At 32.0% G+C, this 25,779-nt stretch carries 28 protein-coding genes and 1 riboswitch; of the genes, 23 read left to right on the forward strand and 5 right to left on the reverse strand.

Features of this window, described 5'->3' with window-relative positions:
• Nucleotides 1-6 precede the first annotated feature (6 nt).
• A riboswitch (cobalamin riboswitch) is annotated at nt 7-229 on the forward strand.
• Between the two features lie 27 nt (nt 230-256).
• From ACVCZW_RS06975 to ACVCZW_RS06985, 3 genes are all read left to right on the forward strand, one after another.
• Nucleotides 257-2,092 carry a TonB-dependent receptor plug domain-containing protein gene (locus tag ACVCZW_RS06975; protein ID WP_452232015.1) on the forward strand — a complete coding sequence of 612 codons (1,836 nt, stop codon included), beginning with the start codon at nt 257-259 and terminating at the stop codon, nt 2,090-2,092.
• Nucleotides 2,093-2,095: 3 nt separating this feature from the next.
• Nucleotides 2,096-3,160, forward strand: coding sequence for a YncE family protein (locus ACVCZW_RS06980; protein WP_452232016.1), 1,065 nt, complete (start codon nt 2,096-2,098; stop codon nt 3,158-3,160).
• Nucleotides 3,161-3,231: 71 nt separating this feature from the next.
• On the forward strand, nt 3,232-4,197 hold the full coding sequence (locus ACVCZW_RS06985; protein WP_452232017.1) for a T9SS type A sorting domain-containing protein: 966 nt from the start codon (nt 3,232-3,234) through the stop codon (nt 4,195-4,197).
• A gap of 56 nt (nt 4,198-4,253) precedes the next feature.
• Here the strand turns inward: ACVCZW_RS06985 and ACVCZW_RS06990 are convergent, their stop codons facing one another.
• Nucleotides 4,254-4,949 carry a Dph6-related ATP pyrophosphatase gene (locus ACVCZW_RS06990; RefSeq protein WP_452232018.1) on the reverse strand — a complete coding sequence of 232 codons (696 nt, stop codon included), beginning with the start codon at nt 4,947-4,949 and terminating at the stop codon, nt 4,254-4,256.
• Entirely contained in the window at nt 4,942-6,363 is a 1,422-nt protein-coding gene (locus ACVCZW_RS06995) for a S41 family peptidase (RefSeq protein WP_452232019.1), read from the reverse strand. Before ACVCZW_RS06995 ends, ACVCZW_RS06990 begins: the two co-directional genes overlap by 8 nt.
• Nucleotides 6,364-6,522: 159 nt before the next feature.
• Between ACVCZW_RS06995 and ACVCZW_RS07000 the strand changes: the two genes are divergently transcribed.
• From ACVCZW_RS07000 to ACVCZW_RS07015, 4 genes are all read left to right on the forward strand, one after another.
• Complete coding sequence (locus ACVCZW_RS07000; RefSeq protein WP_452229461.1) at nt 6,523-7,032, forward strand: RNA polymerase sigma factor; 510 nt, start codon at nt 6,523-6,525, stop codon at nt 7,030-7,032.
• Entirely contained in the window at nt 7,019-7,456 is a 438-nt protein-coding gene (locus tag ACVCZW_RS07005; protein ID WP_452232020.1) for a hypothetical protein, read from the forward strand. Before ACVCZW_RS07000 ends, ACVCZW_RS07005 begins: the two co-directional genes overlap by 14 nt.
• An 88-nt stretch (nt 7,457-7,544) precedes the next feature.
• A complete protein-coding gene (locus ACVCZW_RS07010) occupies nt 7,545-8,138 on the forward strand; it encodes a DUF4252 domain-containing protein (RefSeq protein ID WP_452232021.1) in 594 nt (197 codons plus the stop codon).
• A 103-nt stretch (nt 8,139-8,241) separates the two neighbouring features.
• Nucleotides 8,242-8,784: a DUF4252 domain-containing protein gene (locus ACVCZW_RS07015; protein ID WP_452229435.1), complete on the forward strand. Its 543-nt coding sequence runs from the start codon at nt 8,242-8,244 to the stop codon at nt 8,782-8,784.
• Between the two features lie 79 nt (nt 8,785-8,863).
• Here ACVCZW_RS07015 and ACVCZW_RS07020 read toward each other — a convergent pair whose 3' ends face one another.
• Nucleotides 8,864-9,085, reverse strand: coding sequence for a hypothetical protein (locus ACVCZW_RS07020; RefSeq protein WP_452229436.1), 222 nt, complete (start codon nt 9,083-9,085; stop codon nt 8,864-8,866).
• A gap of 8 nt (nt 9,086-9,093) precedes the next feature.
• A complete protein-coding gene (gene purB / locus ACVCZW_RS07025; protein ID WP_452232022.1) occupies nt 9,094-10,437 on the reverse strand; it encodes an adenylosuccinate lyase in 1,344 nt (447 codons plus the stop codon).
• A gap of 192 nt (nt 10,438-10,629) precedes the next feature.
• On the opposite strand from purB, the gene ACVCZW_RS07030 reads away from it, so the two are divergent.
• Nucleotides 10,630-10,755, forward strand: coding sequence for a hypothetical protein (locus tag ACVCZW_RS07030; RefSeq protein WP_452232023.1), 126 nt, complete (start codon nt 10,630-10,632; stop codon nt 10,753-10,755).
• A gap of 489 nt (nt 10,756-11,244) precedes the next feature.
• On the opposite strand, the gene ACVCZW_RS07035 is transcribed toward ACVCZW_RS07030, so the two are convergent.
• A complete protein-coding gene (locus ACVCZW_RS07035) occupies nt 11,245-11,817 on the reverse strand; it encodes an adenylosuccinate lyase (protein WP_452232024.1) in 573 nt (190 codons plus the stop codon).
• A gap of 44 nt (nt 11,818-11,861) precedes the next feature.
• On the opposite strand from ACVCZW_RS07035, the gene ACVCZW_RS07040 reads away from it, so the two are divergent.
• The 15 genes from ACVCZW_RS07040 (at nt 11,862) to ACVCZW_RS07110 (ending at nt 25,774) form a co-directional block, all read left to right on the forward strand.
• Entirely contained in the window at nt 11,862-12,335 is a 474-nt protein-coding gene (locus ACVCZW_RS07040) for a heme-binding domain-containing protein (protein ID WP_452232025.1), read from the forward strand.
• A 51-nt stretch (nt 12,336-12,386) separates the two neighbouring features.
• Nucleotides 12,387-13,625, forward strand: a complete 1,239-nt coding sequence (locus ACVCZW_RS07045; protein WP_452232026.1) for a glycosyltransferase family 4 protein — start codon at nt 12,387-12,389, stop codon at nt 13,623-13,625.
• Between the two features lie 11 nt (nt 13,626-13,636).
• Entirely contained in the window at nt 13,637-15,088 is a 1,452-nt protein-coding gene (gene cls, locus ACVCZW_RS07050; RefSeq protein ID WP_452229441.1) for a cardiolipin synthase, read from the forward strand.
• Nucleotides 15,089-15,282: 194 nt separating this feature from the next.
• Nucleotides 15,283-15,732: a hypothetical protein gene (locus tag ACVCZW_RS07055; protein ID WP_452229442.1), complete on the forward strand. Its 450-nt coding sequence runs from the start codon at nt 15,283-15,285 to the stop codon at nt 15,730-15,732.
• Entirely contained in the window at nt 15,732-15,932 is a 201-nt protein-coding gene (locus tag ACVCZW_RS07060; RefSeq protein WP_452229443.1) for a helix-turn-helix transcriptional regulator, read from the forward strand. The genes ACVCZW_RS07055 and ACVCZW_RS07060 overlap by 1 nt, the downstream gene beginning before the upstream one ends.
• A gap of 47 nt (nt 15,933-15,979) precedes the next feature.
• Entirely contained in the window at nt 15,980-17,548 is a 1,569-nt protein-coding gene (locus ACVCZW_RS07065; RefSeq protein ID WP_452232027.1) for a serine hydrolase, read from the forward strand.
• A gap of 165 nt (nt 17,549-17,713) precedes the next feature.
• The gene (locus ACVCZW_RS07070) at nt 17,714-18,463 is read left to right on the forward strand and encodes a hypothetical protein (protein ID WP_452232028.1); all 750 of its coding nucleotides are present in this window, start codon (nt 17,714-17,716) and stop codon (nt 18,461-18,463) included.
• Nucleotides 18,464-18,535: 72 nt separating this feature from the next.
• Nucleotides 18,536-19,582, forward strand: coding sequence for a sensor histidine kinase (locus ACVCZW_RS07075; RefSeq protein ID WP_452232029.1), 1,047 nt, complete (start codon nt 18,536-18,538; stop codon nt 19,580-19,582).
• Nucleotides 19,575-20,351, forward strand: coding sequence for a LytR/AlgR family response regulator transcription factor (locus ACVCZW_RS07080; RefSeq protein ID WP_452232030.1), 777 nt, complete (start codon nt 19,575-19,577; stop codon nt 20,349-20,351). Before ACVCZW_RS07075 ends, ACVCZW_RS07080 begins: the two co-directional genes overlap by 8 nt.
• A gap of 95 nt (nt 20,352-20,446) precedes the next feature.
• Nucleotides 20,447-21,016, forward strand: coding sequence for a Crp/Fnr family transcriptional regulator (locus tag ACVCZW_RS07085; RefSeq protein ID WP_452232031.1), 570 nt, complete (start codon nt 20,447-20,449; stop codon nt 21,014-21,016).
• Between the two features lie 54 nt (nt 21,017-21,070).
• Nucleotides 21,071-22,087 carry an NAD-dependent epimerase/dehydratase family protein gene (locus ACVCZW_RS07090; protein WP_452232032.1) on the forward strand — a complete coding sequence of 339 codons (1,017 nt, stop codon included), beginning with the start codon at nt 21,071-21,073 and terminating at the stop codon, nt 22,085-22,087.
• 295 nt (nt 22,088-22,382) lie between these two features.
• Nucleotides 22,383-23,495 carry a hypothetical protein gene (locus ACVCZW_RS07095; RefSeq protein WP_452232033.1) on the forward strand — a complete coding sequence of 371 codons (1,113 nt, stop codon included), beginning with the start codon at nt 22,383-22,385 and terminating at the stop codon, nt 23,493-23,495.
• Nucleotides 23,462-24,481: a hypothetical protein gene (locus ACVCZW_RS07100; protein WP_452232034.1), complete on the forward strand. Its 1,020-nt coding sequence runs from the start codon at nt 23,462-23,464 to the stop codon at nt 24,479-24,481. Before ACVCZW_RS07095 ends, ACVCZW_RS07100 begins: the two co-directional genes overlap by 34 nt.
• A 403-nt stretch (nt 24,482-24,884) precedes the next feature.
• Nucleotides 24,885-25,325 carry a hypothetical protein gene (locus ACVCZW_RS07105; protein ID WP_452232035.1) on the forward strand — a complete coding sequence of 147 codons (441 nt, stop codon included), beginning with the start codon at nt 24,885-24,887 and terminating at the stop codon, nt 25,323-25,325.
• 65 nt (nt 25,326-25,390) lie between these two features.
• Nucleotides 25,391-25,774, forward strand: coding sequence for a hypothetical protein (locus ACVCZW_RS07110; RefSeq protein WP_452232036.1), 384 nt, complete (start codon nt 25,391-25,393; stop codon nt 25,772-25,774).
• Nucleotides 25,775-25,779 lie beyond the last annotated feature (5 nt).

A 25,779-nucleotide genomic window follows, 5' to 3' on the forward strand; every position in this document is an offset into this window, starting at 1 on the left:
GAAATTACTTTTGCACAGAATTTTGGTTTGACTTCGCAATAAAGCAAAGTCGATTAAAAGGGAATCTAGTTAAACTCTAGAACTGTTCCCGCAACTGTAATTTTATGCGCAACTAGATTGCGTACCTTTTTAAAGGGTGTTATTAACTTCTAAACCACTGGAAAAATTTTCTGGGAAGGTATAATAGCATTAAAAAAGTCAGGAGACCTGCCAATTTCAACATCCAACGAATCTTCGGGAGAAAGATTTTAAGATTATGAAAAAAAATATTCTATTTTTATTTGGTATTGTTTTTAGTTTAAGCTGTTTCTCGCAAACAAGGCTAGACACTGTGCAACAATTGGATGAAGTTGTTTTGAAGTCGGATACATACCTAAAAACGTTTTCAAATACACAGTCGGTAACGACTTTAAAAGATACTATTCTATCTAGAAGTGCACCTTCATTAACGCAATTGTTAAACTATAATTCTACTATTTATTTTAAAGAGAATGGTTTAGGAATGGTTTCTTCACCTTCCTTTCGTGGTACCACAGCACAGCAAACGGCAGTAGCTTGGAATGGTATTAATATCAATTCACAATTTAACGGTCAAACCGATTTTAACACGATTAATATTCGAAATTTTGATGCAGTAAGTATTCGAAGTGGTGGTGGAAGTGTGCTTTACGGAAGCGGTGCCATTGGCGGATCGATTCATTTAAATAATGATATAAAATTTAATACCGGTTTTGAGAATAGTTTGTATGCCAACTACGGAAGCTATACTACTTTAGATTTAGGCGTGAAGTCCCGATTTTCTTCTGAAAAATTTAGTGCGGATGTAGCAATCAGTAGATCAAGTTCTGACAATGATTATGATTATGTAGATAGTGATAAAACGAATTTAAATGGAGCGTTTTATAATCAGAGTATTTCGGCTAACTTCGGATATAAATTAAATAAGAAGAATATTTTAAAACTGTACAGTTATCTGTATGATGGTGAACGTGAGTTTTCTTTTATATTTCCTTCGGAAACACCTACAAAATATCAAGATTTAAATTCTAGAAATATGCTAGAATGGAATGGTTTATACGGTAAATTTATCTCTACTTTAAAAGTCGCTTACTTAACAGAGAAGTACAAATACTTTGCGAATAGCAATACCGATACCTACTCTTTTGGAGAAGCAAAAACCCTTATTGGTAAATACGATTTAAGTTATAAAATCTTCAAAGACGCCATGCTGCAAGGTGTTATGGATATTACAAATACTACAGGAAAAGGTTCTAGTATTGGGGAAAGTGATAGAACCATTTCTAGTTTCAGTGTATTGTATAAACAAGAGATAAAATCTTTTTTATATGAAGCTGCTTTACGAAAGGAAATTACCAATAATTATGATAGTCCGTTGTTATATAGTCTAGGACTTCAGTATAAATTCGGAGCGCATTATACTGTGAATGTAAACGGTTCTAAGAATTTTAGAATTCCGACGTACAATGATTTGTACTGGGAAGGAAGTGGTAATCAAGATCTAAATCCAGAAACTTCCAATCAAATAGAAATGGGACATGCATTACAATTTAAGCACGTGTCTTTTTCTGCAACCGGTTTTTATAATGATATGGAAGATATGATTCGTTGGCTTCCTACAGGAAGTGTTTGGAAACCTGTAAATACAGATCATGTAGAAACCTATGGTGTAGAATCTAAATTGGATGTAAAATATAATGTAAAAGCACATCAGTTTGCTTTAGGAGGAACGTATGCATATACCGTTTCAAAAAACAAAGAAACAGATTTACAGTTAATTTACGTACCAAAACACAAGGCAACAGCTACTTTTAACTATCAACATAAACGTGCTTCTTTCTATTATCAAACACTCTATGTTGGTGAAGTGCTAACTTTGCAAGATGACGATCCAAAGTACATATTAGATGCTTATTTTGTTTCTAATATCGGACTCTCTTATGCTTTAGGAAAAAAGCAACAATTCACTTTAGGAGGGCAAATAAAAAATCTTTACAACGAAAACTATCAGAGTGTCGCAAGTCGCTACATGCCTGGAATTAACTATAATTTTTACTTAAACTTTAATTTTTAAACTATGAAAAAACAATTTAAATTTTTAGCTTACTCACTATTTTTAAGCCTGTTAATAACATCATGTAGTAGTGATGATGATTCTTCAGGAGGATCTACAAACTTAGGAGAGTATGACAATGGATATTTTGTATTGAATGAAGGAAATGGAAATCCTGCAACAGCATCTATAACTTTTGTTGGTGATGATGGTATTGTTGTAGAAGATGTATTTAGATTAGTTAACCCAAATGCAGGAGAGATAGGTTCTTATTTACAAGATATCTTTTTTGATGATACTAGAGCATTTATTGTTTCTGGATCTGCAAATCAAGTAACTGTTGTTAATCGTTATACCTTTGAATACTTAGCTACAATTAATAATAACTTTTCTGCACCAAGATATGGTACGGTAGAAAATGGAAAAGCGTATGTAACCAATTCTGCAGAATGGAATACAGGTGCAGATGATTTTCTTACTATAATCGATTTAAATGATTACTCTACAACTACAATGGTTGTTGGAGATTATTCAGAAAAAATTACTTCAGACGATGATTATGTGTATATTTCTAATGGATATTATGGAAGCGGAAACGCTGTAACTGTTTTAAATACAAATACACAAGTACTAACTAGTATTGATTTAGGAGCAGGAAACTCTCCAAACTCCATTCTAGAAGAAGATGATGATTTATATGTTTTATCTTATGACTATGGATCTAACGGAAAAGTATTTAAAATAAATACAGTTACTAATGCTATAGAGACTACAGTAGATTTACCAGCAGGATTAGTTGGTGCAAAAAACTTACAAGTAGAAGATGATAAATTTTACTTTACCGTAGATGCTTCTGTTTATTCTTTCGCTATGAATAGCACTGTAGTTTCTGAGACAGCAGTATTAACATACAACTCTACATCTACTTATGGTGTGATGTACGGATTTAATGTAGAAGATGATAAAATATTGATTTCTGATGGAGGTGACTTTAACTCTAACAGTAATGTATACGAATACTCGTTGAATGGTACTTTATTAAATACAATAACAGTAGGAGTAGGACCAAACAGTTTTCATTTTAACTAAGTCTAAGATGTAATTAATAATAAAAAGGTAGCGACTAGTATTAGTTTCTACCTTTTTTTATACCATAAATCATGAATAAAAAACACTTTTTACTACTAGCTCTTTTTATTTATATTGCAGCTAATGCACAAAGTTATGCTCCTCCAGTTGGGCAAGAAGGAACAACAGCAATACATAGAGATTCTAATGTTTTTGTTTCTTGGGCAACGGGCATAACATTAGTACGTGGACCACAAGATATTGCGAACCCATCTAACGGATTAGCATCTGTTGGTACTGCCGAAAATGCTTTACATCAGTCTAACGCACAAATTGTGAGTTTGGGAGATGGTGGTTCTGCTACTTTGTCTTTTGCTAATCCAATAGCAAATAATACAGGGTTTGATTTTGCTATTTTTGAAAACAGTTTTAGTGATACTTTTTTAGAATTGGCTTTTGTTGAAATTAGCTCAGATGGAGTACACTTTTTTAGGTTTCCTTCACATAGTGAAACACAATCCAACACACAAGTTGGTAGCTTTGGAAATATAGATGCAACTTATATCAATAATCTAGCAGGGAAATATAGATCTGCTTATGGTACTCCTTTTAATATCGACGATGTACCTAATGATGCTTTATTAAATAAAGATTTCATAACACACATTAAAATTATAGATGTTATAGGAACTATTGATCCTTTATACGCTACTTATGATAGTTATAATAATATAGTAAACGATCCTTACCCAACGGCTTTTGCATCTTCAGGTTTTGATTTGGATGCTGTTGGAGTGATTCATGAACAATCTTTAAGTACGGAAACATTTAATAGAGAATCCGGATTTAGTTTATACCCTAATCCTGCTACTTCTCAATTTTATATTTCAAAAATTGGTTTTGTTTCGGTGTATTCTACTGAAGGCCGATTGGTGTTAAGCAAAAACATTGAATCTACGGATACTCCTGTGAATATCGAGAATTTAACTCCAGGAATATATCTAGTTAATATTACTTCAGTAACAGGTAGCAGTACACTTAAGATCGTTAAGAAATAAAAAGGAGTTTCACGATTTCAAAAAAAAATAAAAAAGCCTGTGAACACAGGCTTTTTTTATGCAATCAAATCACAAAACCAAAAACCTTTTTTTTCGTTTTCGGTATTAGGAGTATCGTATTCGCGATATATCTTTTCTTCAATAGTAAAGGAGATTGGCGATTTAAATATAGGTCCGTCATAACAAAAAGTATGGAATTCGCCATTTTCTCCACAAGGATCTACATCTTTTGGTAAGTTTTCAATAAGTTCTTTAGTGATGGTTTTTCCAACAAATTCTTCCGAGAAATAGGTTGAACTAGCACAAACAATGATGGCTTTAAAACCTAAGTCTAGGAATTCGTTAATTAATTCTTTCGTATTTCTTTTCCAAAGTGGAAATACAGTAGAAATACCAAGTGCACTTAAATTATCTTCTCGGTACTTTTTTAAATCCTCTAAAAAAATATCTCCAAAAGCACTATGTGTAAAGTGTTCTGTTTTTAATGTATGTAAAGCAGTATGCATGATCGTTTCATAATCTGCCATACTTGGTTGCTCCGGTAATTCAATAATTTGTAACGGAATACCAATAGCTTCCGTTTGTTTTTTTAATAAGGAAACCGGCAAACCATGCATTGTTACTCTTTGATAATGGGAGTTAACCGTTGTAACTAGTTTCTCTATGGAAAAATTTTCGTCTTGAAATAAATGGTATAATGCTAAGGCAGAATCTTTTCCTGTACTCCAATTAAAGTATGTTTTATTAGTCAATGTACATGCCGTTTTCAAAAGGTTGGTAATCTACTTTAGTGTTTAATTTATTAAAGTTATTTATTCTAGGTTGTACAAATCTTCCGTTTTCTAAAATATGTTGTAAAGCTGCTGCAAGTAATGGTTCGTTTTCGTTTCCTAAAATACCATAGTTATTCGGCATTTCCTTTAGTAAAATGTCTGGTATTAATCCTTCATTAGGAACACTAACATCCAACTTGTTTACTGTTTTTGCTACTAATGGCTGCATCGCATACGTATGCAACGGGTTTGCGCCACTTCGTTTAAAATCTGGAGAATCGTAAATAGTTATAGACGCTTGTGATTTCCCTCTAGTTTCCACCCCGATTTGTATAACTTCTATTTGTGCGTATGCTTTTAGGCTATTAATCACCATTTCGCTTGCAGAAGCAGATGCGTAAGTTGTTAGTATGTACACTTTTTGTAGATTTAGACTGTTTATGCTGTTTCCGTCAAAAAAATCTGTAAAAAGATACGCTGTATTATTACTTTGTAAAGCGTTGTTATATATTAGTTTTGCAAAGGTTTCACCGTTAAATTGTCCCGTAATCATACTTCCTAAAAGCGTTGCCGTATTTACTGAACCTCCAGGATTATAGCGTAAATCTAAAACTAAGTTTTGCACATTATTACTTTGTAAAGTAGCAAAGGCATTATTTAACTGTGTATTAAAATCGGCAGTAAAACCATTGTACATTAAATAACCAACGTTTTGATTGTTGACTTCTAGTATCTCGGTTTTATATACCGGATTTTCGGTAAAGGCAACTTTATTTAATGTAGCTGTTTCGGAAGTCGAAATAACAGTATCATCACTGTCATCATCTGGCGTATTATTGTCATTGTAGTTTGCAAGATTTAAGGTGTACGTATCTCCACTTAATAGGGAGTTAATATTGTTTTCGGTTAAAGGAACACCATTAACGGCATTGAATATTTGTCCGCGTTGCAAGTTCTGATTTTCCGCAGGACTATTATTTAAAACCAGTTTTATAATACCAAACACATTAGTAGTACTTCCAGGTTCAAAATAAAAGTCATACTCTAAACCATTACTTTTTCTTACGCCATTAAAACTTTCCTCTAAGGCAATATAATCATTGGTGATCCAGCTAAATCTATCTACATTTTGTCTGTCATAAATTAAATTTTCAAATAAAGATTCCGGAGATTCAAAAGCATTTAAATAATTGGAGTAATCGCTATCTGTTGAAAATCTATCATTTGCTAAATCGGGTTTGTTTTCTTTATATAAATAGGCATAATTCATTCCTTTATAAACAAAGTCTTTAATATCTTTATTGGTAACCGGATTATCATCTAAGTCTTCAAAACAAGCAGTACATAAAGATGCTGCAAAGCATAGAAGTGCAATTCTTTTAATTATATTCATAATGATAAGATTTCTTTTTTTCTTTTAAAAGTACTTATTTTATCCGCAACTAAAAATTAATTGTAACAAAAGAAAGAGTTGTTCGTCTTAATAGAAACGGCCCTTACCAAGCAGTTTTATAACTAGAGCCAATTAATAATTGGAATGAAACCAAAAATAATGACACAAACAGAGTTTTTACATATTGTAATGCCCTTTAAAGATAAGGTGTTTCGTTTAGCAAAACGTTTGTTAGTGTCTAGGGAAGAAGCCGAAGATGCAACACAAGAAGTGCTTTTAAAATTATGGAAGAATAAAACCAAGATTCAAGAGTATAAAAACGTAGAAGCATTTTCTATGACCATGACGAAGAATTTTTGTTTAGATAAATTAAAATCGAAGCAAGCCCAAAATTTAAAGTTGGTACACAGCAATTACCAAGACAATAATACGTCTTTGCAAAAGCAATTAGAATTTAGTGATAGTGTGCGTTGGGTTGCTAAAATAATAGAAGATTTACCAGAGCAACAAAAAATGGTAGTGCAATTAAGAGATATTGAGCAATATGATTTTGACGAAATTGGCAAGATGCTGGATATGAATAATACAGCAGTGCGAGTGGCATTGTCTAGAGCAAGAAAAACAATAAGAGAAAAATTAACAAAAACACATAATTATGGTGTTAAATAATATAGAACAATTACTAGAAAAGTACAACAATGGCGAAACATCGCTAAAAGAAGAGCAGCAGTTAAAAGACTATTTTAAACAAGAGACTGTAGCGCCACATTTAGAAATGTATAAACCAATGTTTGCCTATTTTTCTGTAAGCCAAGAAGAAAAGTTTACTAAAGACGTTCCATTAAAATCTAATAAAAACAATTTGTATGCATGGATTTCTGTCGCAGCAGTAGCAGTTCTTATGTTAGGATTTTATTTTAAATCGCCTCTAACTTCTGCAGAAGATTTAGGTACTTATGATGATCCTGAAATGGCATACTTGGAAGTGAAAAAATCTTTAGAAATGATTTCTACACAGTTTAATAAAGGCGCTTCTAGTATTAATTATCTAGCAGAAGTAGGAAATACAACAAGTTTAGTTTTTAAAAACTAGAAAACATGTACCGAGCCTTTTATCTTTTATTTAAAAAAATAATTGGCGAATACATTGTTACAATTAATAACAAATAAATACTACAAAAATGAAAACACCAATAAATAATAAAATAAACAAAATGAAAAAGAATGTAATTTTAGTCGCAATGGCTTTATTAATGATGCCTTTAACATCTATGGCGCAAGATATATTTACAAAATATAGCGATAATGCAGATGTAACGTATGTAAACATTAAACCAAAAATGTTTCAAATGTTGGCTAAAATGGATATCGATACCGATGATCCGGAAGCAAACGAATATCTAGCAATGGTAAACAGTATTACTAGTTTAAAAACTATTATTACAGAAAAAGGTGGGATTTCTGCAGATTTAACCTCTTGGGTAAACTCTAAAGCAAGTAGCTTAGAAGAGTTAATGGAAGTTAAAGATGATGGAACGGTAATTAAATTCTACATTAAAGAAGGAAAAGACGAAGACCATGTACAAGAGCTTTTGATTTTTGTAAACGGAATAAGCAAACACATGGAAGGATCTGATATTTCTGTAAATGGTGCCCAACGTAAATTTGAAACTGTTATCGTGTCTTTAACAGGAGATATAGATTTAAAACAAGTTTCTAAACTTACCAAGAAAATGAACATTCCTGGAGGAGAACATTTAGACGATAAAAAATAAATAATACATACACATGAACCTTCCATAACGAGCATTCGATACCTATTGGAATGCCTATTAAGGAAGCAACATGTGACCAATAAAAAACAAATAATACATACACATGAAACCATCAATCAAAAAACTATTGGGCGGCTTACTAACAATAACCTTGTTAGTAAGTTGTAGCAATAAAGAATCTTTACAGACGTACTTTGTAGATAATCAAGAAACAGCAAGTTTTACAACAGTAGATATACCTACAAGTATTGTGGACTTTGAAAATGCAGATCTTTCTGAAGAAGAAAAAGAAGCATATAACTCTATCGAAAAACTTAATTTTTTAGGTTTTAAATTAGACTCCAGTAATCAAGAGACTTATCAAGTAGAAATGGCTAAAGTGGCTTCTATTTTAAAAGATGAAAGATATATAGAGCTTGGCGATTTTAATATGTTTGGTTCCAAACTATCTGTAAAATATATAGGCGATGATGATCTGGCAGATGAGTTTATTGTCTTTGGAAGCTCTAAGGAATATGGCTTTGGTGTTTTACGTGTATTAGGAGATAAAATGAGTCCAGCAAAATTAGTAAGACTTGCAGAATCTATGAATAAAGGAAAAGTGGATGATAGCCAGTTAAAAGGACTAATGGAGTTTTTTAAGTAAAAATATTTAGTTCGTTAATTTTCCATAAAAAAGGCTTACCGTTTTGGTAAGCCTTTTTTATGGATAAAACTTTAATTTTTTATATCTCTTCAGAAGCAATTTCTTTAGCCTTTTTAATTTGTTCTAGCTCTTCGGCTTCCGGAATTCTTTTCGTTATAATCACATTAATAATTACGGCAAGAAAGCCTATAATAATTGGTGTAATAATGAAAATGCTATCTAAAACATCTAGCATTCCAAAAAGAACAAAAGACATTATTACAATGCCGCAAAGCGTTAAAGATTGGTTGTCTGTAAGCATAAATAAATTTAAATTCCGGTATAATTACTCGGAGTAATCACTTTTAATTCTTCTTTAATTTCGTTAGATACTTCTAAGGTATCAATAAAATTCGAAATAGATTGTTTGGTAATCTTTTCATTGGTTCTTGTTAAACCTTTTAAAGTTTCATACGGATTAGGATATGCTTCTCTTCTTAAAATAGTTTGAATTGCTTCTGCAACAACTGCCCAATTGTTTTCTAGGTCTTCCGCAAATTTAGACTCATTCAACAATAATTTATTCAACCCTTTTAAAGTACTTTTAAATGCAATCAACGTATGTCCGAAAGGTACTCCAACATTACGTAAAACAGTACTATCGGTTAAATCACGTTGTAGTCTAGATATTGGTAATTTGGCAGAAAGATGTTCAAAAATAGCATTTGCAATACCTAAGTTTCCTTCTGAATTTTCAAAATCTATCGGATTCACTTTGTGTGGCATTGCGCTACTTCCAACTTCACCAGCTTTAATTTTTTGCTTAAAGTATTCCATAGAAACATAGGTCCAAATATCTCTATCTAAATCTATAAGAATCGTATTTATTCTTTTTAAGGCATCAAATAAAGCAGCCATATGATCATAATGCTCAATTTGTGTGGTAGGAAACGAGTGTTGTAAGCCTAATTTTTCTTGTACAAAAGTACTTCCAAAAGCTCTCCAGTCAATATTTGGATACGCCACTTTGTGCGCGTTAAAGTTTCCAGTTGCTCCACCAAATTTAGCAGCGCTTGGTACATCATTCAGTAAATTAAATTGTTCTTCTAAACGGACTACAAATACTTCAATTTCTTTTCCTAATCGGGTAGGAGATGCAGGTTGACCATGTGTTCTTGCTAGCATTGGTATGTGTGCCCAATCTTTTACTAATTCTTTTAATCTATTAAGAACTATAAAATATTCTGGTACATACACGTCATTCATTGCATCTTTAATGCTTAATGGAATTGCCGTGTTGTTAATGTCTTGAGAGGTTAATCCAAAGTGGATAAACTCTTTGTATGCCTGTAAATCAAGTTTGTCGAATTTTTCTTTTATAAAATATTCAACTGCTTTTACGTCGTGATTGGTAATTTTTTCAATGTCTTTAATTGCTAAAGCATCTTCGGTTGAAAAATTGGTATAAATAGCTCTTAAATCTTCAAAAATCGATTTGTCTACAGATTCTAATTGTGGTAACGGAATTTCGCAAAGTGCAATAAAGTATTCAATTTCTACTAAAACACGATATTTAATAAGTGCTTCTTCGCTAAAATATTTACCTAATTCGTCAATCTTATTTCGGTATCGACCATCAATTGGTGAAATGGCAGTTAGTGTATTTAAAGACATAGTTTGTGTTGGTTTTTAAGAAGATGTAAAGATAGGAAATTGATTAACGATTGACGATTTTTAAATTAACGATTTTTGAAGGTTTTACAATAGTGCTACTATTTTAAAGAAATATAGAAGGAACAAAAACAGGAACTGGAATAAAATGGGTTAAAAGCCTTATCTGTGAAAGTTTTTAAATCTAGGCTAAAAATGGAATTGAAAGAAAGAGGAGTTAAAACTTGTGAATTTTTAATTGCATTTGCGGATTTAAAAAGTGCTTCGCCTTTTTCTACAAACCATCCGAGTTTCGCTAAAGCACATCCAACCTTCCTTTAGCTAAAGGAAGGAGCCGGTAATAATTATGATTTTTACTAATTGCGTAATTGTTTATTTAATTAGAGTTTGGAGTAATGGAAATAAAAAAAATCGAGTAGAAAAGAGTTCTTTAATATTTTTACATATAATTATATATTAAGGGTTCGAAGCAACTTGGATTTCCGACGGTGTCGGAATAATCAAAATCAGAAATAATGAGCGTAGGAATGGAGATGCAAAGCGCAGCTTTAAGCACGTAATTCCGATAGCGAATGGTGCTTTGCAATTTCCTATTTTGATACTGATTTTTTGGTTCGTTTTGTATCCAGACAAAATGAACATCATAGGGATTTAAAAAAACAAAAGGAATACTAAAAATAAAGCCGTTTCACGCTTTTTCTACAAACCATCCGATTTTCGCTAAGGCAAAACACACCTTCCTTTAACTAAAGGAAGGAGCCGGTACTAATTATGATTTTTGTAAAATTTGAAAATTTGAAAATTTTAAATTTAGTTTTTATTTTTTTTAATTTTCACTAATATCTGTTTCGCTCGTGCTTTAAATCCAGAACTCTGCATCTGGAAATCACGTTCTAAAATTAAAACCAATTCCGGATGAATCCAATCCTGATCCTTACCCAGCAAATACAAACAATGCATGGAATAGGCTTTTGGCGCAATTTTTTCATCGTTAATCATATAATCGAAACAGACTTCTATTATTTTTTCTCGATGCTTCGGAAGTAATTCTGTTTTAATCCTGTTTTCCGTTTTAGAATAATACGCATTTATTAAATACTCACAGACTTTAGCAACAGGTCTAACTGCAGAATCTTGATGTACTTTCTGCATGTTTTGGGTAAAATAATCAAGATACGGAATCGCTTCTTCCAAATTTTCCTTACACATAAATTCAAAAACCCAAGCAGCACGAGGTGAAATTTTATCATCCACCATAAAAAGTATTTCTAGTAATTTTTCAATTAGATCGGGATTATCAATAACCAGATTTGCATAATGTAAGCGTTTCTCACGGGAGTGGTTTACATAATTTAATTCTTCGTAGAGTTGCGCTGTAGTCAAAAGATTTAGTATTTTTAAAGTCTAAAATTAATAAAAAAAAATAGATGAAAATGATTAAAAAGATACTTTTGGCTTTACTTGTAGTATTTGTGATTGCGCAATTTTTTGGACCGGAAAGAAATGAAGGAGAACTAACATCTATTACGGCTTTTGAAACCGAAACAAATCCGCCAGAAGATGTGAAACTTATTTTACAAACTAGCTGTTATGATTGCCATAGTGATGTAACCAACTATCCTTGGTATAATAAAATAACACCAGTAAATTATTGGTTAGCAGAGCACGTTAAAGACGGAAAAAAACATTTTAATGTATCTGGTTGGGAAGCAAATTCCGTGAAAAAGAAAGATCATAAGTTCGACGAACTTATAGAAATGGTAGAAGAAAAAGAAATGCCTTTAGATTCTTATACCTGGACACATACCGAAGCAAATCTTACCGAAGCACAAAGAGTAGCTGTTATTGATTGGGCAAAAAATGTGCGTTTAAAATATGGTTTAATGCCAAAACCGGAATAGTTCGTGTTTAGTATTACGTCTTCTGTTAACAGTTCGAAAAAATAAATATTCGTGTCAAAAAAAGTACTAATTATAGGATTTGTTTGGCCAGAACCGAAGAGTTCTGCTGCTGGAACTAGAATGATGCAGCTCATTCAAGTCTTTCTAAATCAAAACTACCAAATTACCTTTGCGAGTCCTTGTGCAAAAAGCGATAATGCTTTTGACTTAACAACTATTGGGGTTTCACAAGTTACAATCGAATTAAATAATACGAGTTTTGATACTTTTATTACCGAATTAAATCCAAATATTGTGTTGTTTGACCGTTTTATGATGGAAGAACAATTTGGTTGGCGAGTGGCAGAAAATTGCCCAAATGCATTACGAATTCTAGACACCGAAGATCTTCATTTTTTACGAAAAGGAAGACAGCAAGCTTTTAAGGAAAAACAACCTTTTACCGACCAATATCTGTTTAGCGATATTACAAAACGGGAAATAGCAAGTATCTATAGGTGTGATCTGACTTTGATTATTTCGGAAGCAGAAATAGAAATTTTGAAGGATCGTTTTAAAGTAGATGCAGCACTTTTACATTATTTACCATTTATGCTGGATTCAATTACTTCTGAAACTGTGCATAAACTTACAAAATATGAAGCACGTAATCACTTTATAACCATTGGTAATTTTATACATGAACCAAATTATAATGCTGTTTTATATTTAAAAGAAACAATTTGGCCTTTAATACGTAAGCAAGTGCCAAAAGCTGAAATGCATATTTACGGATCGTATGCTAGTCAGAAAGTAAATCAGTTACACAATAAAAAAGAAGGCTTTTTAATAAAAGGATTTGCCGAAGATGCAAACCAAGTCGTTCAGGATGCAAAAGTATGTTTGGCGGCTATCCGGTTTGGCGCAGGATTAAAAGGAAAGCTTACAGAAGCCATGCAAAACGGAACACCTTGCGTTACCACTAATATTGGAGCAGAAGGTATGTTTGGTGATTTTGAAGCTAACGGATTTATAACAGATAATCCTCAAGAATTTGCAGATAAAGCAGTTTTACTTTATAAAGAGGAATCGCTCTGGAAGGAAAAGCAAAAAAATGGTTTTCAGATAGTTAATAAACGATTTAGTAAAGAGATACATCAAAAAGAATTCATTAAATTCCAAAAGGAAACCGCTAAAGAACTGCATAATAAAAGACAAAATAACTTTATAGGGCAGATGTTAATGCATCATACTCTACAAAGTACCAAGTTTATGAGTAAGTGGATAGAAGCGAAGAATACCGTTAATTAATAACAATAAAAATGAATTGGATCCTTTTAGCACAAATCATTTATTTACTACTAGTTATACTTGTTTGTCTTCGAATTATTTTTGATACTAAAAATACTACTAAAACAATAACGTATGTATTGCTCGCTATATTTTTGCCATTAGTTGGAATGATTATATATTTTTCTTTCGGAGTTAATTATAGAAAACGAAAGATGTATGATAAGAAGCTCATGGATAATGAGCGTTTACAAGGCGATTTAGAAAAAGAACTTATTAAATATTCTAAAGATATTCTGCAAGATGGCGATGCAGCAGTAAAGAGTAATAAGAAATTAATCAATCTAGTTTTAAAAGAAAACTTAAGTCCATTAACGAATAGTAATGATGTAAAACTACTCCTTAATGGCGAAAACAAATTCCCAGAAGTTATAAAAGCAATAGAAAGCGCAACCCATCATATTCATGTAGAATATTATATTTTTCAAGACGACGCTATTGGTAATACGCTTGTGGATTTACTAATTAAAAAAGCCAAAGAGGGAATTAAAGTCCGTTTTATTTATGATGATTATGGCAGTCGTTCTATTCGAGAAAAATGCATTCCAAAGCTAAAAGAAGCAGGAGTAGAAACCTCTCCTTTTTATGAAATAAAATTTTATGCCTTTGCAAGTAGGATCAATTATAGAAACCATAGAAAAATTATTATTGTAGATGGAAAAACTTCCTTTGTAGGTGGAATAAATGTGAGTGATAAATATATTAATGGTAAAAATAATAAATTGTTTTGGCGGGATACACACATAAAGATTGAAGGGCCAGCAACTTGGTATTTACAATTTCTATTTTTATGCGATTGGAATTTTTGTGCCGAAGATACGGTTGCAATAAATAATGAATTGTTTCCAAAATTGGAAACATTTACATCTGCACAAGATAAAATGGTGCAAATAACTGCAAGTGGTCCAGATTCGGATACGCCAACCATTCTTTTTTCCTTATTTCAAGCTATTTGTTTAGCAAAAAATGAAATTCTAATTACAACACCATATTTTATTCCTGGAGATAGTCTTTTAGATGCTTTAGTTATTGCTGCAAAGAGCGGCGTATCTGTAAAGCTTCTGGTTCCTGGTATTTCCGATTCTAAATTGGCTAATTTTGCTTCCAGTTCTTATTATAGTACACTTTTATATGCTGGAGTAGAAATCTATAAATATCAAAAAGGTTTTGTTCATGCCAAAACTTTAGTAGCAGATAATGAAATAGCAATCGTTGGTACGGCAAATATGGATATAAGAAGTTTTGATCTGAATTTTGAAGTGAACGCTATTGTTTATGATGCAGAAATAAACCAGCAGCTTAAAAATGCGTTTTATGAAGATATTGAGAATGCAGATAAAATAGATATTGAAGCCTGGAAAAATAGACCAGCATATATACAATTCTTCGAACAAATGGCACGCCTTTTTTCTCCTTTACTTTAAGTCTTTATTTGAAATTAAAAAGTCTACTATTTTGTATAGCACAAGGCGTAATGCTTGTCATTAAATGTGTTAACTATTAAACCAATACCTTTTAAAAATAATAATAATTTAAAATATTTGCTAAATTCTAAAATGTAAAGTATATTTGTCATTATGGAAAAACAACTTTCCTTAATATAAAATGTATTTGTCCTATGGATTCCAAGAAATTTTTAGATTGTGAACGAAAGCGATTTCATAGCTTTATCGGATTTAGATTACCGCACGCATTTTTCAACATCGGAATTGCTATAGCAACTTTAGCAATTGTATGCATGTGTATTCGTGCTTTTTTAATAGAATCGGATGCCGAATGGCTAAAGATTATAACTAAGCAAGTTTTGTTAATAGGGATGTTAGTTATGTCTATATCTAAAGATAAAGAAGAAGACGAGATGACCATTGCTTTAAGAGCACAATCTTATGCTATTGCTTTTGTGGTTGGTGTATTGTACGCTATAATATTACCTTATGTAGAATTTGGAGTATCGAATATAGTGCATTCTGGAGGAGAGTCTTTTAAAACTTTAGGAGATTTTCAAGTACTAATTTTTATGCTCATGATTCAACTGATGTTTTATCATAATTTAAAACGTTTCAGATAATGGAAAATACAATTAAAGTAGAACGTGCTATTTTGAGTTTAACTCAAGATGATTTGGCTAAAAAAATTGGTGTTTCTAGGCAAACTATAAATTCTATTGAAGCTAATAGATATGTTCCTTCTACCGTTTTAGCTTTAAAATTATCGGAAGTATTTTCAAAACCGGTAAATAGCTTTTTTAAACTTTCAGAAATCGATTAAGTTAAAATTACTACCTTTAAAAAACGTTTAACCAATCCTAAATAATCATGAAATTTACACAAGCAAAACATCTTATTATTTTACTGTTTGTAATACTATTTACAAGTACTGTTTTTTCGCAATTAAATGAAAAGCAAATAGATTCATTAGTAATAGATGCTCTAGAAAAGTTTCATGTAGCAGGAACAGCAGTTGCTATTGTAAAAGATGGAAAAGTTATTCATAATAAAGGGTATGGCGTTACCTCTATAAAGACTAAAAATCCTGTAAATGAACATACACAATTTGGTATCGCATCTAATAGTAAGGCGTTTACAACAACTGCTTTAGCGATTTTGGTAGAAGAAGGAAAGATTAAATGGACAGATAAAGTAAAAGATCATATTCCAGAATTTAAAATGTACAATGCGTATGTAACCGATAATTTTAATATTCAAGATTTATTAACGCATCGTAGTGGATTGGGTTTAGGGATTGGGGATTTAATGATTTTTCCGGATGGTTCTGATTTCACCATGGATGATTTGTTGTCTAGCTTTCAGTACTTCAAACCAGTTTCCGCTTTTAGAACCCAATTTGATTATGATAATTTATTGTATTTAGTGGCAGGAGAACTTATTGCTAGAAAAAGTGGAATGACTTGGGAAGCCTTTATTCAAGAACGCATTTTTAAACCATTAAATATGGATAATTCGTATGCTTCCTTAAAGCAAGTAACAGATAAAAGTAATCTTGCTTCTCCTCATAATACGGTGAACGGAAAATTAAAAGTATTACCAGATTATAAAGAAATGATAAATGGTGCAGCAGGAGGAATTTTAGCTGGCGTTGATGATATTGCGCAATGGATGTTAGTCCATTTAAACAAAGGGAAGTATGGCGAAAATCTAAAAAATAATTTATTTTCTGAAGAAAGTCAACAGGAAATGTGGAAAATTCACACCACAACAAGCGCAAATAGAAATCCGCGTTATAACTCGCATTTTGCTGGTTACGGTTTAGGTTGGGATTTGGTGGACAAAAAAGGAAATATGATGGTGTCGCACACAGGAGGACTGCCAGGAATGTTAAGCAGCACCCTTTTAATTCCAGATTTAAATGTTGGAATAGTTGTACTTACTAATACAGATCCTGGTGGAGCAGGAGCTTTTCTATCTATTACTAAAACTATTGAAGATGGTTATTTAGGATTAGAGGATTATGCTTGGGCAGATAAATTTTATAATTACTTTAAAGAAAAAGAAGAGGAAGGTGATGTGTTTACAGACCAAGTTTGGAAAACCGTTGCTACTAATAAAAGCAAAAAGATAGACGAGACAAATTATATTGGTGTGTACAAAGACAATTGGTTTGGCAAGGTCGAAGTCTTTAAAAAAGAAAATCAATTATGGTTAAAAAGCCATCGTTCTCCAAAATTAAATGGCGCAATGCATTTTTATAATGCGAATACCTTTGCTATAAAATGGGAGTATCAAGATATGAATGCAGATGCTTTCGCCATGTTTTCTTTAGACGAAAACGGAAAAGCACAAGGTATTAAAATGAAAGGTATTTCACCAAATATCGATTTTAGTTTCGATTTTCAGGATCTGGATTTAAAGCGAATAGAAGAATAAAATCCAATAAGAAGTATAAAAAAAGATCGAAATAGATGATTTTGAGAATCACTTAACGCAATTCTTCCTTAGTTAAACAGCTATTTTCCTGCACTCCAGATATACTGCTTGTTATCATTCAAGGATAGTACTACTATTGTCTCCAACAATTAAACTATTCAAAAAATGGAGATCCTAAAAAAAAGTAATCGAGAATTAGTAATCTTAAGAGCATTTACGGTAAGCACAGTAGCTATTATGGCTATATTTCTTTTGTTTTCTTTTAAAACGAATGAAAATAAAAAATTCGGTACTATTGATGTAGAACGCATCAATATTGTGGAAGCCGATGGTACCATAAAAATGATAATTACCAATGTAGAACAATTCCCAAACGGAACAAATACGGTGAATAATAGAGCGGTTACTAAAGATAGAAAAAAGCGTTCCGGAATGTTATATTTTAATGAGGATGGTATTGAATGTGGCGGATTTATTTACGACGGAACAAAAAATGAAAACGGTCATAGCTCCGGACTTTCCTTAACATACGATCAATATGATGGTGATCAAGTAATGCAGCTTTTAACTACAGATGTTGGAAAAGGCGAGGAAAGAAGAGTGAGCAGCGCATTAACTTTTAACGATCGTACTGCAAATGTATCCCAGCAGGAAACCACCAAGATCATGGAAGAAATAAACCGAATTGCGGATCGCAAATTAAGGAAACAAAAATATAAAGAATATGCAGATCAAGGACTTATTGGCGGAACACCAAGAATAATGCTAGGAAAAACAGCAAGTCATAATAATGGATTATTTCTATTTGGTGAAAAAGGAGAGACCAAAGCCATGTTTTATGTCGATAAACATAATAATGTAAAACTAGAAGTATATGACGATCAAGGCAAAGTAACCAACTCTTGGCCAGAATAATTTCATAGTAATTTAAAACTTCCTGAAAGCATAGTAAAACAGTTTGCAGGAAGTTTCTTAATTTGCCTACCAATGAAAAAGCTATTAATTTTTTTGCAAGTGGATAAATATTTTATCCTATTTATTTTTGTAATCAGCTATGTCCTTGTGGTGAATAATAGGATTAGTGCAGGTCAAAAATGGGATGTGGTTTTTTTACCCGACGGACCAATTTTTACATTTTTAAGTGCTTTTATTATATTCGCTTTCATCCAAGTGGTGATAAAGTATATTGGTAACAAAAATGCACAAGATGCAAACTTGATTAAAACCTATTTCAAATATTTTAGCATCACATTCGTCGTATACCTTTTGGTTTCCAATATATTTGGGTTTATAGTAGCAACCATATTTGATACGGTTTCCAGAAATTTTAATACAGAAACCTTAATCGCTGTAAATATGGATCGAATGGTAGAGTTTGTGTTATTCGGAAGTTTATATCTAGCCTATTTATATTCCAAAGAAAATAATTCCTATAGAACCAAGATTAACGCCTATGACAAAGCTTTGGCATCTAGTAAAATACAACAACTAAAGGCACAGTTAAATCCGCATTTTTTATTTAATAATCTGAATACATTAGATGAACTTATAGCGGAAGATAAAGATAAAGCGAGTAATTTTCTACACGATTTTTCTGAGCTATATCGCTATTCTTTAATTTCATCTGAAAAAAAGTTGGTATCGCTACAAGAGGAGATTCAGTTTACAAAAAGTTATTTTAAATTGATGGAAGAAAAGTACTTGGGTTGTTATTCCTTAGAAATTCAGCAAAATAAAAATACATCAAAGATACAAGTGCCTCCTTTTTGCCTGCAAGTATTAGTTGAAAATGCCATAGAGCATAATTTAGGAATGTTAGATAATCGGGTGCATATTGTTATTTCTATAGAAGAGGATATTCAGGTAACGAATACTAAAATCCCAAAACAGCATAAAAAAGTAACTGGTGGTAGAGCACTTATAAATCTAGCTACGCAATTCGCTTTATTAGGAAAAAAAGATATTGTTATTGAAGAAAATGAAACCCATTTTAAAGTAATATTGCCATTTATAAAAAAGCCTACAGATGTATAAAATACTAATCATTGAAGATGAAGCACCAGCAAGAAAAAAGCTGAAAAGATATATGGAGCAAGTCTGTAGTTCGTATGAAATCGTAGCAGAATTAGAAACGGTTGCAGCAGCAAAAACGTTTTTAAAAGCACCGCATGATTTGGACCTTATTTTTTCGGATATAGAATTAAGAGACGGCAATGTTTTTGAAGTATATAAAGAGGTGACTTTAAATTGTCCGATTATTTTTGCCACTGCCTACAATGAATTTTTAATGCATGCATTTGAAACTAATGGCATAGAATATCTTTTAAAACCATATGCATTGGAACGATTTTCAAATGCTTGGGATAAATTCATCCGATTAAAAGGAAGTCCGCAAGCGGATTATAATAAATGGATTGACACTATACATCATTTACTAAAAGGGAATTCGGAAAATAGTGTAGCCTACAAAGACCAATTCGCAATCAAATCGAATAAGGAAATCTACTTTTTAAAAGTGGAAGATATTGTGTGTTTTCAGGCAGATAACGGCATTGTTTTTGCTTTTGATAAAACGAATAAAAGACATATTATGCCACAAACCGTTTTAAAAGAAATAGAACTTTTTTTAGATCCGAAACTGTTTTTTAGAATCAATCGTAGTGAAACGGTGCAACGTAAATTTATTGACAAGCTAGAAAGATATAATAAAAATACGGTATCGGTATTTTTAAATGCGGAAAGCAAAATACTTAAGACCAGCCAAAATAAAACAGGTGATTTCAATGCTTGGCTAGGTATATAATGGGATTCGTTTCTTTTTTTAAAGGAAGACATTCCGTTTATAATTCTTTAGATTAGCCTAATATTTTAAATGAGATGCCATTTTAAAACACAATAATGAAAAGTTTATTGCACTATATTCAATCCCGATTTTCTATCACAGAAGAAGAAATTAGTCTGCTAAAAAAATGTTTTATAACCGAAGCTGTTTCCGCACAAACCAAACTTTTACAGGCAGGACAAGTAGAACGCTATGTGTATTTTTTAAGTAGTGGTATTGTAAAAGGATACCAAAATATAGATGGCAAATTGGTCATTCAGCATTTAGTTTCTCAACAGGATTTTTTCACTTCCTTAGATAGCTTTATGAGTGCCACGCCAACTTTAGATTATTATGAAACAATTACCGATTGTAAACTCGTAAAAATTTCAAAAACAGATTATGATCTTTTAATGGAGAATACTAGCTTTTGGAGTGACTTTATAAAATTAGTTACTAATGAACACTTAAGTTGTAAGTTGGAGCGCGTTAAAGATTTTCAAATCTTATCTGCCAAAGAACGCTATTTAAAATTTTTACAGGAAAAGCCAGAATTGGCCTTACAGGTTTCCGTAGATAATATCGCTTCCTTTTTAGGCATCGAACCGCAATCTTTAAGTCGCATTCGAAAACAAATCACTTTCTAACAAATGTTATTTTTAACGACTGGATAACGATGGATATTTGCTCAAAACAAAATAATGATGAGCAAAGAAATGGCATTAGTAACAGGAGCAAACGGACATTTAGGTAATAACTTGGTACGATTACTACTTTCTAAAAACCAAAAAGTAAGAGCAACCGTAAGAAATAGCAAAAATCTAGAACCTTTTAACGGATTGGATTGTGAAGTGGTACCAGCAGATATCACTGATTGTGATTCCTTGAGAAAAGCATTTAAAGGCATTACCAATATCTATGCGGTAGGCGCTAACTTTAGTATGTGGGCGAAAAATCCGAAAGCCGAAATCTACGATAACAACGTACAAGGAACGCAAAATGTATTCGATATCGCAAAAGAATGTGGAGTTAAAAACATCGTATATGTAAGTTCGGTAGCTGCTTTAGACTTCACCAAATTACCAGCAAATGTAGACAATGGCTATAATAAAGATCGAAGAAACTGGTATTACAATTCTAAGAATGATTCCGATGCACTTGCTATTCGTTTAGGAAAAAAATACGGCATTAGAACCGTTTTAATTTTACCTGCAGCAATGATTGGCAGCGAAGCTTTTACATTAAGCTATACCAACAATTTGGTGCATCAAATTTTAAAAGGTGAAATTCCAATAGATACCAATGTTACTTTAAATTGGATAGACGTAAAAGATGTCGCTTTTGGCGCCTACCAAGCCATGTTGAAAGGCAGAAATGGCGAACGTTACATTTTGGCGAATGAACAGCATACCACTTTACAAGAAAGTGTACAAATAGCTTCGCAGTTATATCCAGAATTACATTTAAAAACACCAAAGAAAGTCCCAAAGTGTTTGTTGTATTCGGTTGCGGGACTCATGGAATTTACCAGTAAAATCACGGGTAAAGAACCTTTATTGCAACGCCATTATATCGATATGTTTTACGGATTAAAACAGGATTACGATATCTCTACATCGCAACAAGAATTAGGGTTTCAACCCAAATCGTCTAAAAAAGCACTGCAAGAGGCTTTATGTTATTTGAAAGAAGATTGGCAAAACCCCAAAACCAAATAAGATTAAAATAGCGATTGGAGTTTGACTTCTTTCGCTATTTTTTATATCTAGGAGGCTTTAAAATTGGGTGTAACTTTAAATAATAATTAGAAGATATGTATTTTTTAGGTTTCCGTTAATACTAGAATAAAAGGAATTTATATATTGTACTCGCTATTAATTAATTGACTCCATATTATCCTTTTGTGCTTTTGGCAATTCCTATTAATAGCTTTTTTAATACAAAACCGCGCTAATTTTTGGTAATAAGATTGTTCGCTGCTGGTTTTGTAATTATTTAAACTATTGGTAATCAATGATGAAAAAAACACTTTTACTCGTATTGGTATTGTCTTTAACTACCAATTTTCTGTTTTCTCAAAAGAAGAATAAGAATGCGACTAGCGTTATTGGAGAGCCTGCAATTTCAGAAGCTACAGCAGAAGAACGTCGTCAATTTCGATTAGAAAGAGAAGAGTTGAGCAATGCATTTTCTCAATTGTATTCCATGATAGACGAAGCAAAGGCAAAAACTCCTGTCTTTTATGAAAATGTCGAAGACATTAAGGTTTTAGAAAATGCAATAGCTGTTTGGGATCGTGTAAAAGTGCAATTAAAGAATTTCACAAGTAAAGCAAAAAGGTTAGAGCAATTAGATGTTTATTTTAATGGCATGCAACCGCAAAGATTAGAAGATCTTAATGGGATGATATCTCGAGCAACGCAAAAGCAAACAGCTGCAGAAAACCAAATATCCAAGTTGAATAATACCAGTGCAAACGAAAAAAAATACGATGCAAGTATAGAAAGCCTCAATGCGCAATTAGAATTGGTTTCTAAAGAAGCATCCGACTTAGAAGACGTAAATACTTCCTATGATGTTTCCTTTAGTGAGATTCTTGCCAAGAGAAATTCTAACAAAAAACCGAGTAACCAATTGGACGATTCTTTTTTAAATACCGATGCAAGCGTAGAATCTAAAGATGAAAATCTAGATTTCTTAACGCAAGAAACTGTCGTTCAAAAAGTGAAAGTAAATTTTAAAATAGATTATAAGAATGGTTTGCAAGGTGTTATCAATCCGGACACAAAAAAAGTGCTCATTCCATATAAGAAATGGCAGATTGAAAAATACCAAGATGGTATTGCAAAAGTATCTATTGCCATAGAATCACAACAGATTTGTAGCTGTAGGTTAGGTAATTATAATGCCAGTGTTAAAGAGGTTGGTTACGTAGATAATCAAGGTAATTATGTAGATGGTTCCCGAAAAGTCATTACAGGTAGTTTTAATTACCAAGCAAAACTAGTAATAGCAAAGCCTGGCTATGATGCCAATAAAGCAAAAATAAGAGACGAAAGCGAAAAACAAGAATGTATAAAACAAGGAAAACAATGGAAAATAGAAGCCAAAAGAAGGTATTTGTAATAATAGCGTTACTTTTTTTTAGTATTACGACTGTAAATGCACAACTAGATACTAGAACTCAAAATCAGATCAAGGCAAAATTTCTTACTGCACAAGAATTATATGATGCAGACGATTATACAGAAAGCTTAGAAAAGATTTATGAAATTGAAGCGCTTACTAACGGACAAGTATTGGCTGCAGCCCAAAATCTAAAGGTGAAATGTCTAATCGATCAAAGAAAGATTACCCAAGCAAAAGATGCACTTTATGTTTTAGAAGGGCTTCAACTTTCTTCCGATATTATTCGTGACGTGGCAACACACAACCAGCAAATAGAAAGGTTTTACGAAAGAGAAAAAGAAAAGGAAGCAGAACGTGCGCAAGAGAAAGAAGAAGAAATTGCCAGAGAAAAAGAAGCAATGCGTGTGGACGAAGAAAATTGGAGAGAGGCACAAGCAAGTCATACTATTTACGCGTATGAAACGTATCTAGAAAATAGTGATAATAAGATTTACAGATCGGAAGCCAAAAAAGTATTAGCAGAAGATGTAAATTTCATTCGTATACGAGAAGCGAAGGCACGTCTAGCGACACCAGAAGGTCTTACCGAATTTTATTTTGAAATAAAAGGATATTATGGTGCATCCGTTTTTGAAATTTCAAAATCACCAGATGTTTTACTGTTAGAGAGAAAGAAAAGAAGCAAAAAAAAATTGTATTATGAAGTACATAAAATTGATTTGCAAACGGTTTCAGAGTTACAAATGTTCTCTTCTCCTGATGGTAAAACCTATTACTTGAAATTTTATAGTGATGTACATCGCTTGTTGTACAACGGAAAACATACAAAAGTTACCTATCAAGAAAATTTAAATGCTTCGTCGGAATATTATCTACCTGTCTTAATTATTGAAGGTAAAGATAATTTGTACTTGTTTTGTGAAGCCTTACAGACCTATTTAAATTCTATAGGATCTTACCCTAAATTTACGCGACGCGAGTAGGTTGTTATAGAAACTAATTTTTTTCATGCAAAGGATTTGCCAATAAGACTAATGGAACATAAATTTTAACTTGAATCAAGAGTATTTATAAATAGCGATTGGAGTTTTACTTCTTTCGCTATTTTTTATATCCAGGAGGCCTTAAAATTGGGGGGAACTTTAAAAATGAATTAGAATAGTTGCATGCTTTACGGTTTCCCGTAATATTTAAATAAAAGTATTTTCTATATTGTACTCGCTATTAATTAATTATCTCCATACTATCCTCTTTTTGATTTTTTGGAATTGCTGATTTTTGGCATTTAATAGGAAACCATGTTTTTGTAGCTAGTAAAGGCTGCTAAAGGTTGGTTTTGTGTTTTTATAAAATAGTTGGCAAACATTTTAGAAAAACCGAAAACATATGGCATTAATGAATTGTAAAGAATGTAATCAAGAAATAAGTGATAAGGCGGAAAAATGTCCACATTGCGGAGTAAAACTAAAGAAAAGCGGAAATGGTTGCTTGATTTTTTTAATAATTGGAATTTTATTAATTATTGCAGTTTATGTTATTGGCTCAAACGGAAATAGCAGTAGTGGTGTAATATCTGACGACAGAACTTACTCTAAATCTTGGAGATCACCTTACGGAACTGAATTAAAAGAAATAGGAAAGATAATTGTTCAAAACGGAATTAGAGTTTGTGGTGAATATGAAGTAAAAGAAATTGAAACGAATGAATATGTTATTGCCTGTACCGCAAATGGAAAAACTTGGGATTATTTTGTTGTATATACAAGCCTTGGCAAAATATACAGAGCGAGTGAAGAAATGGAAACTAAATTGAATCCACCAAGATAGAACTGAAAAAAGAAATCTAGATAAAATTGACAATAATAAATCTTAACAAAAATTAAAAACACCATATGAAATTGAAATCTATTCTTAACAAAATCATTTTAACTTTGACTTTGACTTTCCTAATCTCTTGTGGATTTGACTCTTCAAAGAAAACGACTGAATCTTTTACTTCTTCAAAAGTTAAAGTGGAAAATGTAAAAATCAAAGAAGATAGTAAGTTTGCTTGGGCTGTTGTTGGAATGATAAGAAACGAAAGTTCATCGGATATAAAAGGCTACGTTAAAATTAAATTCTTGAATTCAAGCGGAGATATTGTCTACACAACAAAAGCAAAAGTTAATGATGGAGATTCTTTTGGACCAGGAAGAGCTGCAAGTTTTGACTATTTCACAGAACCTAAAAATTTCGACGGAGTTATTGATTTTGAAGTGGATTTTGTGGAAAAATAAAAAAA

This window comes from Lacinutrix sp. MEBiC02595 (assembly GCF_053601555.1).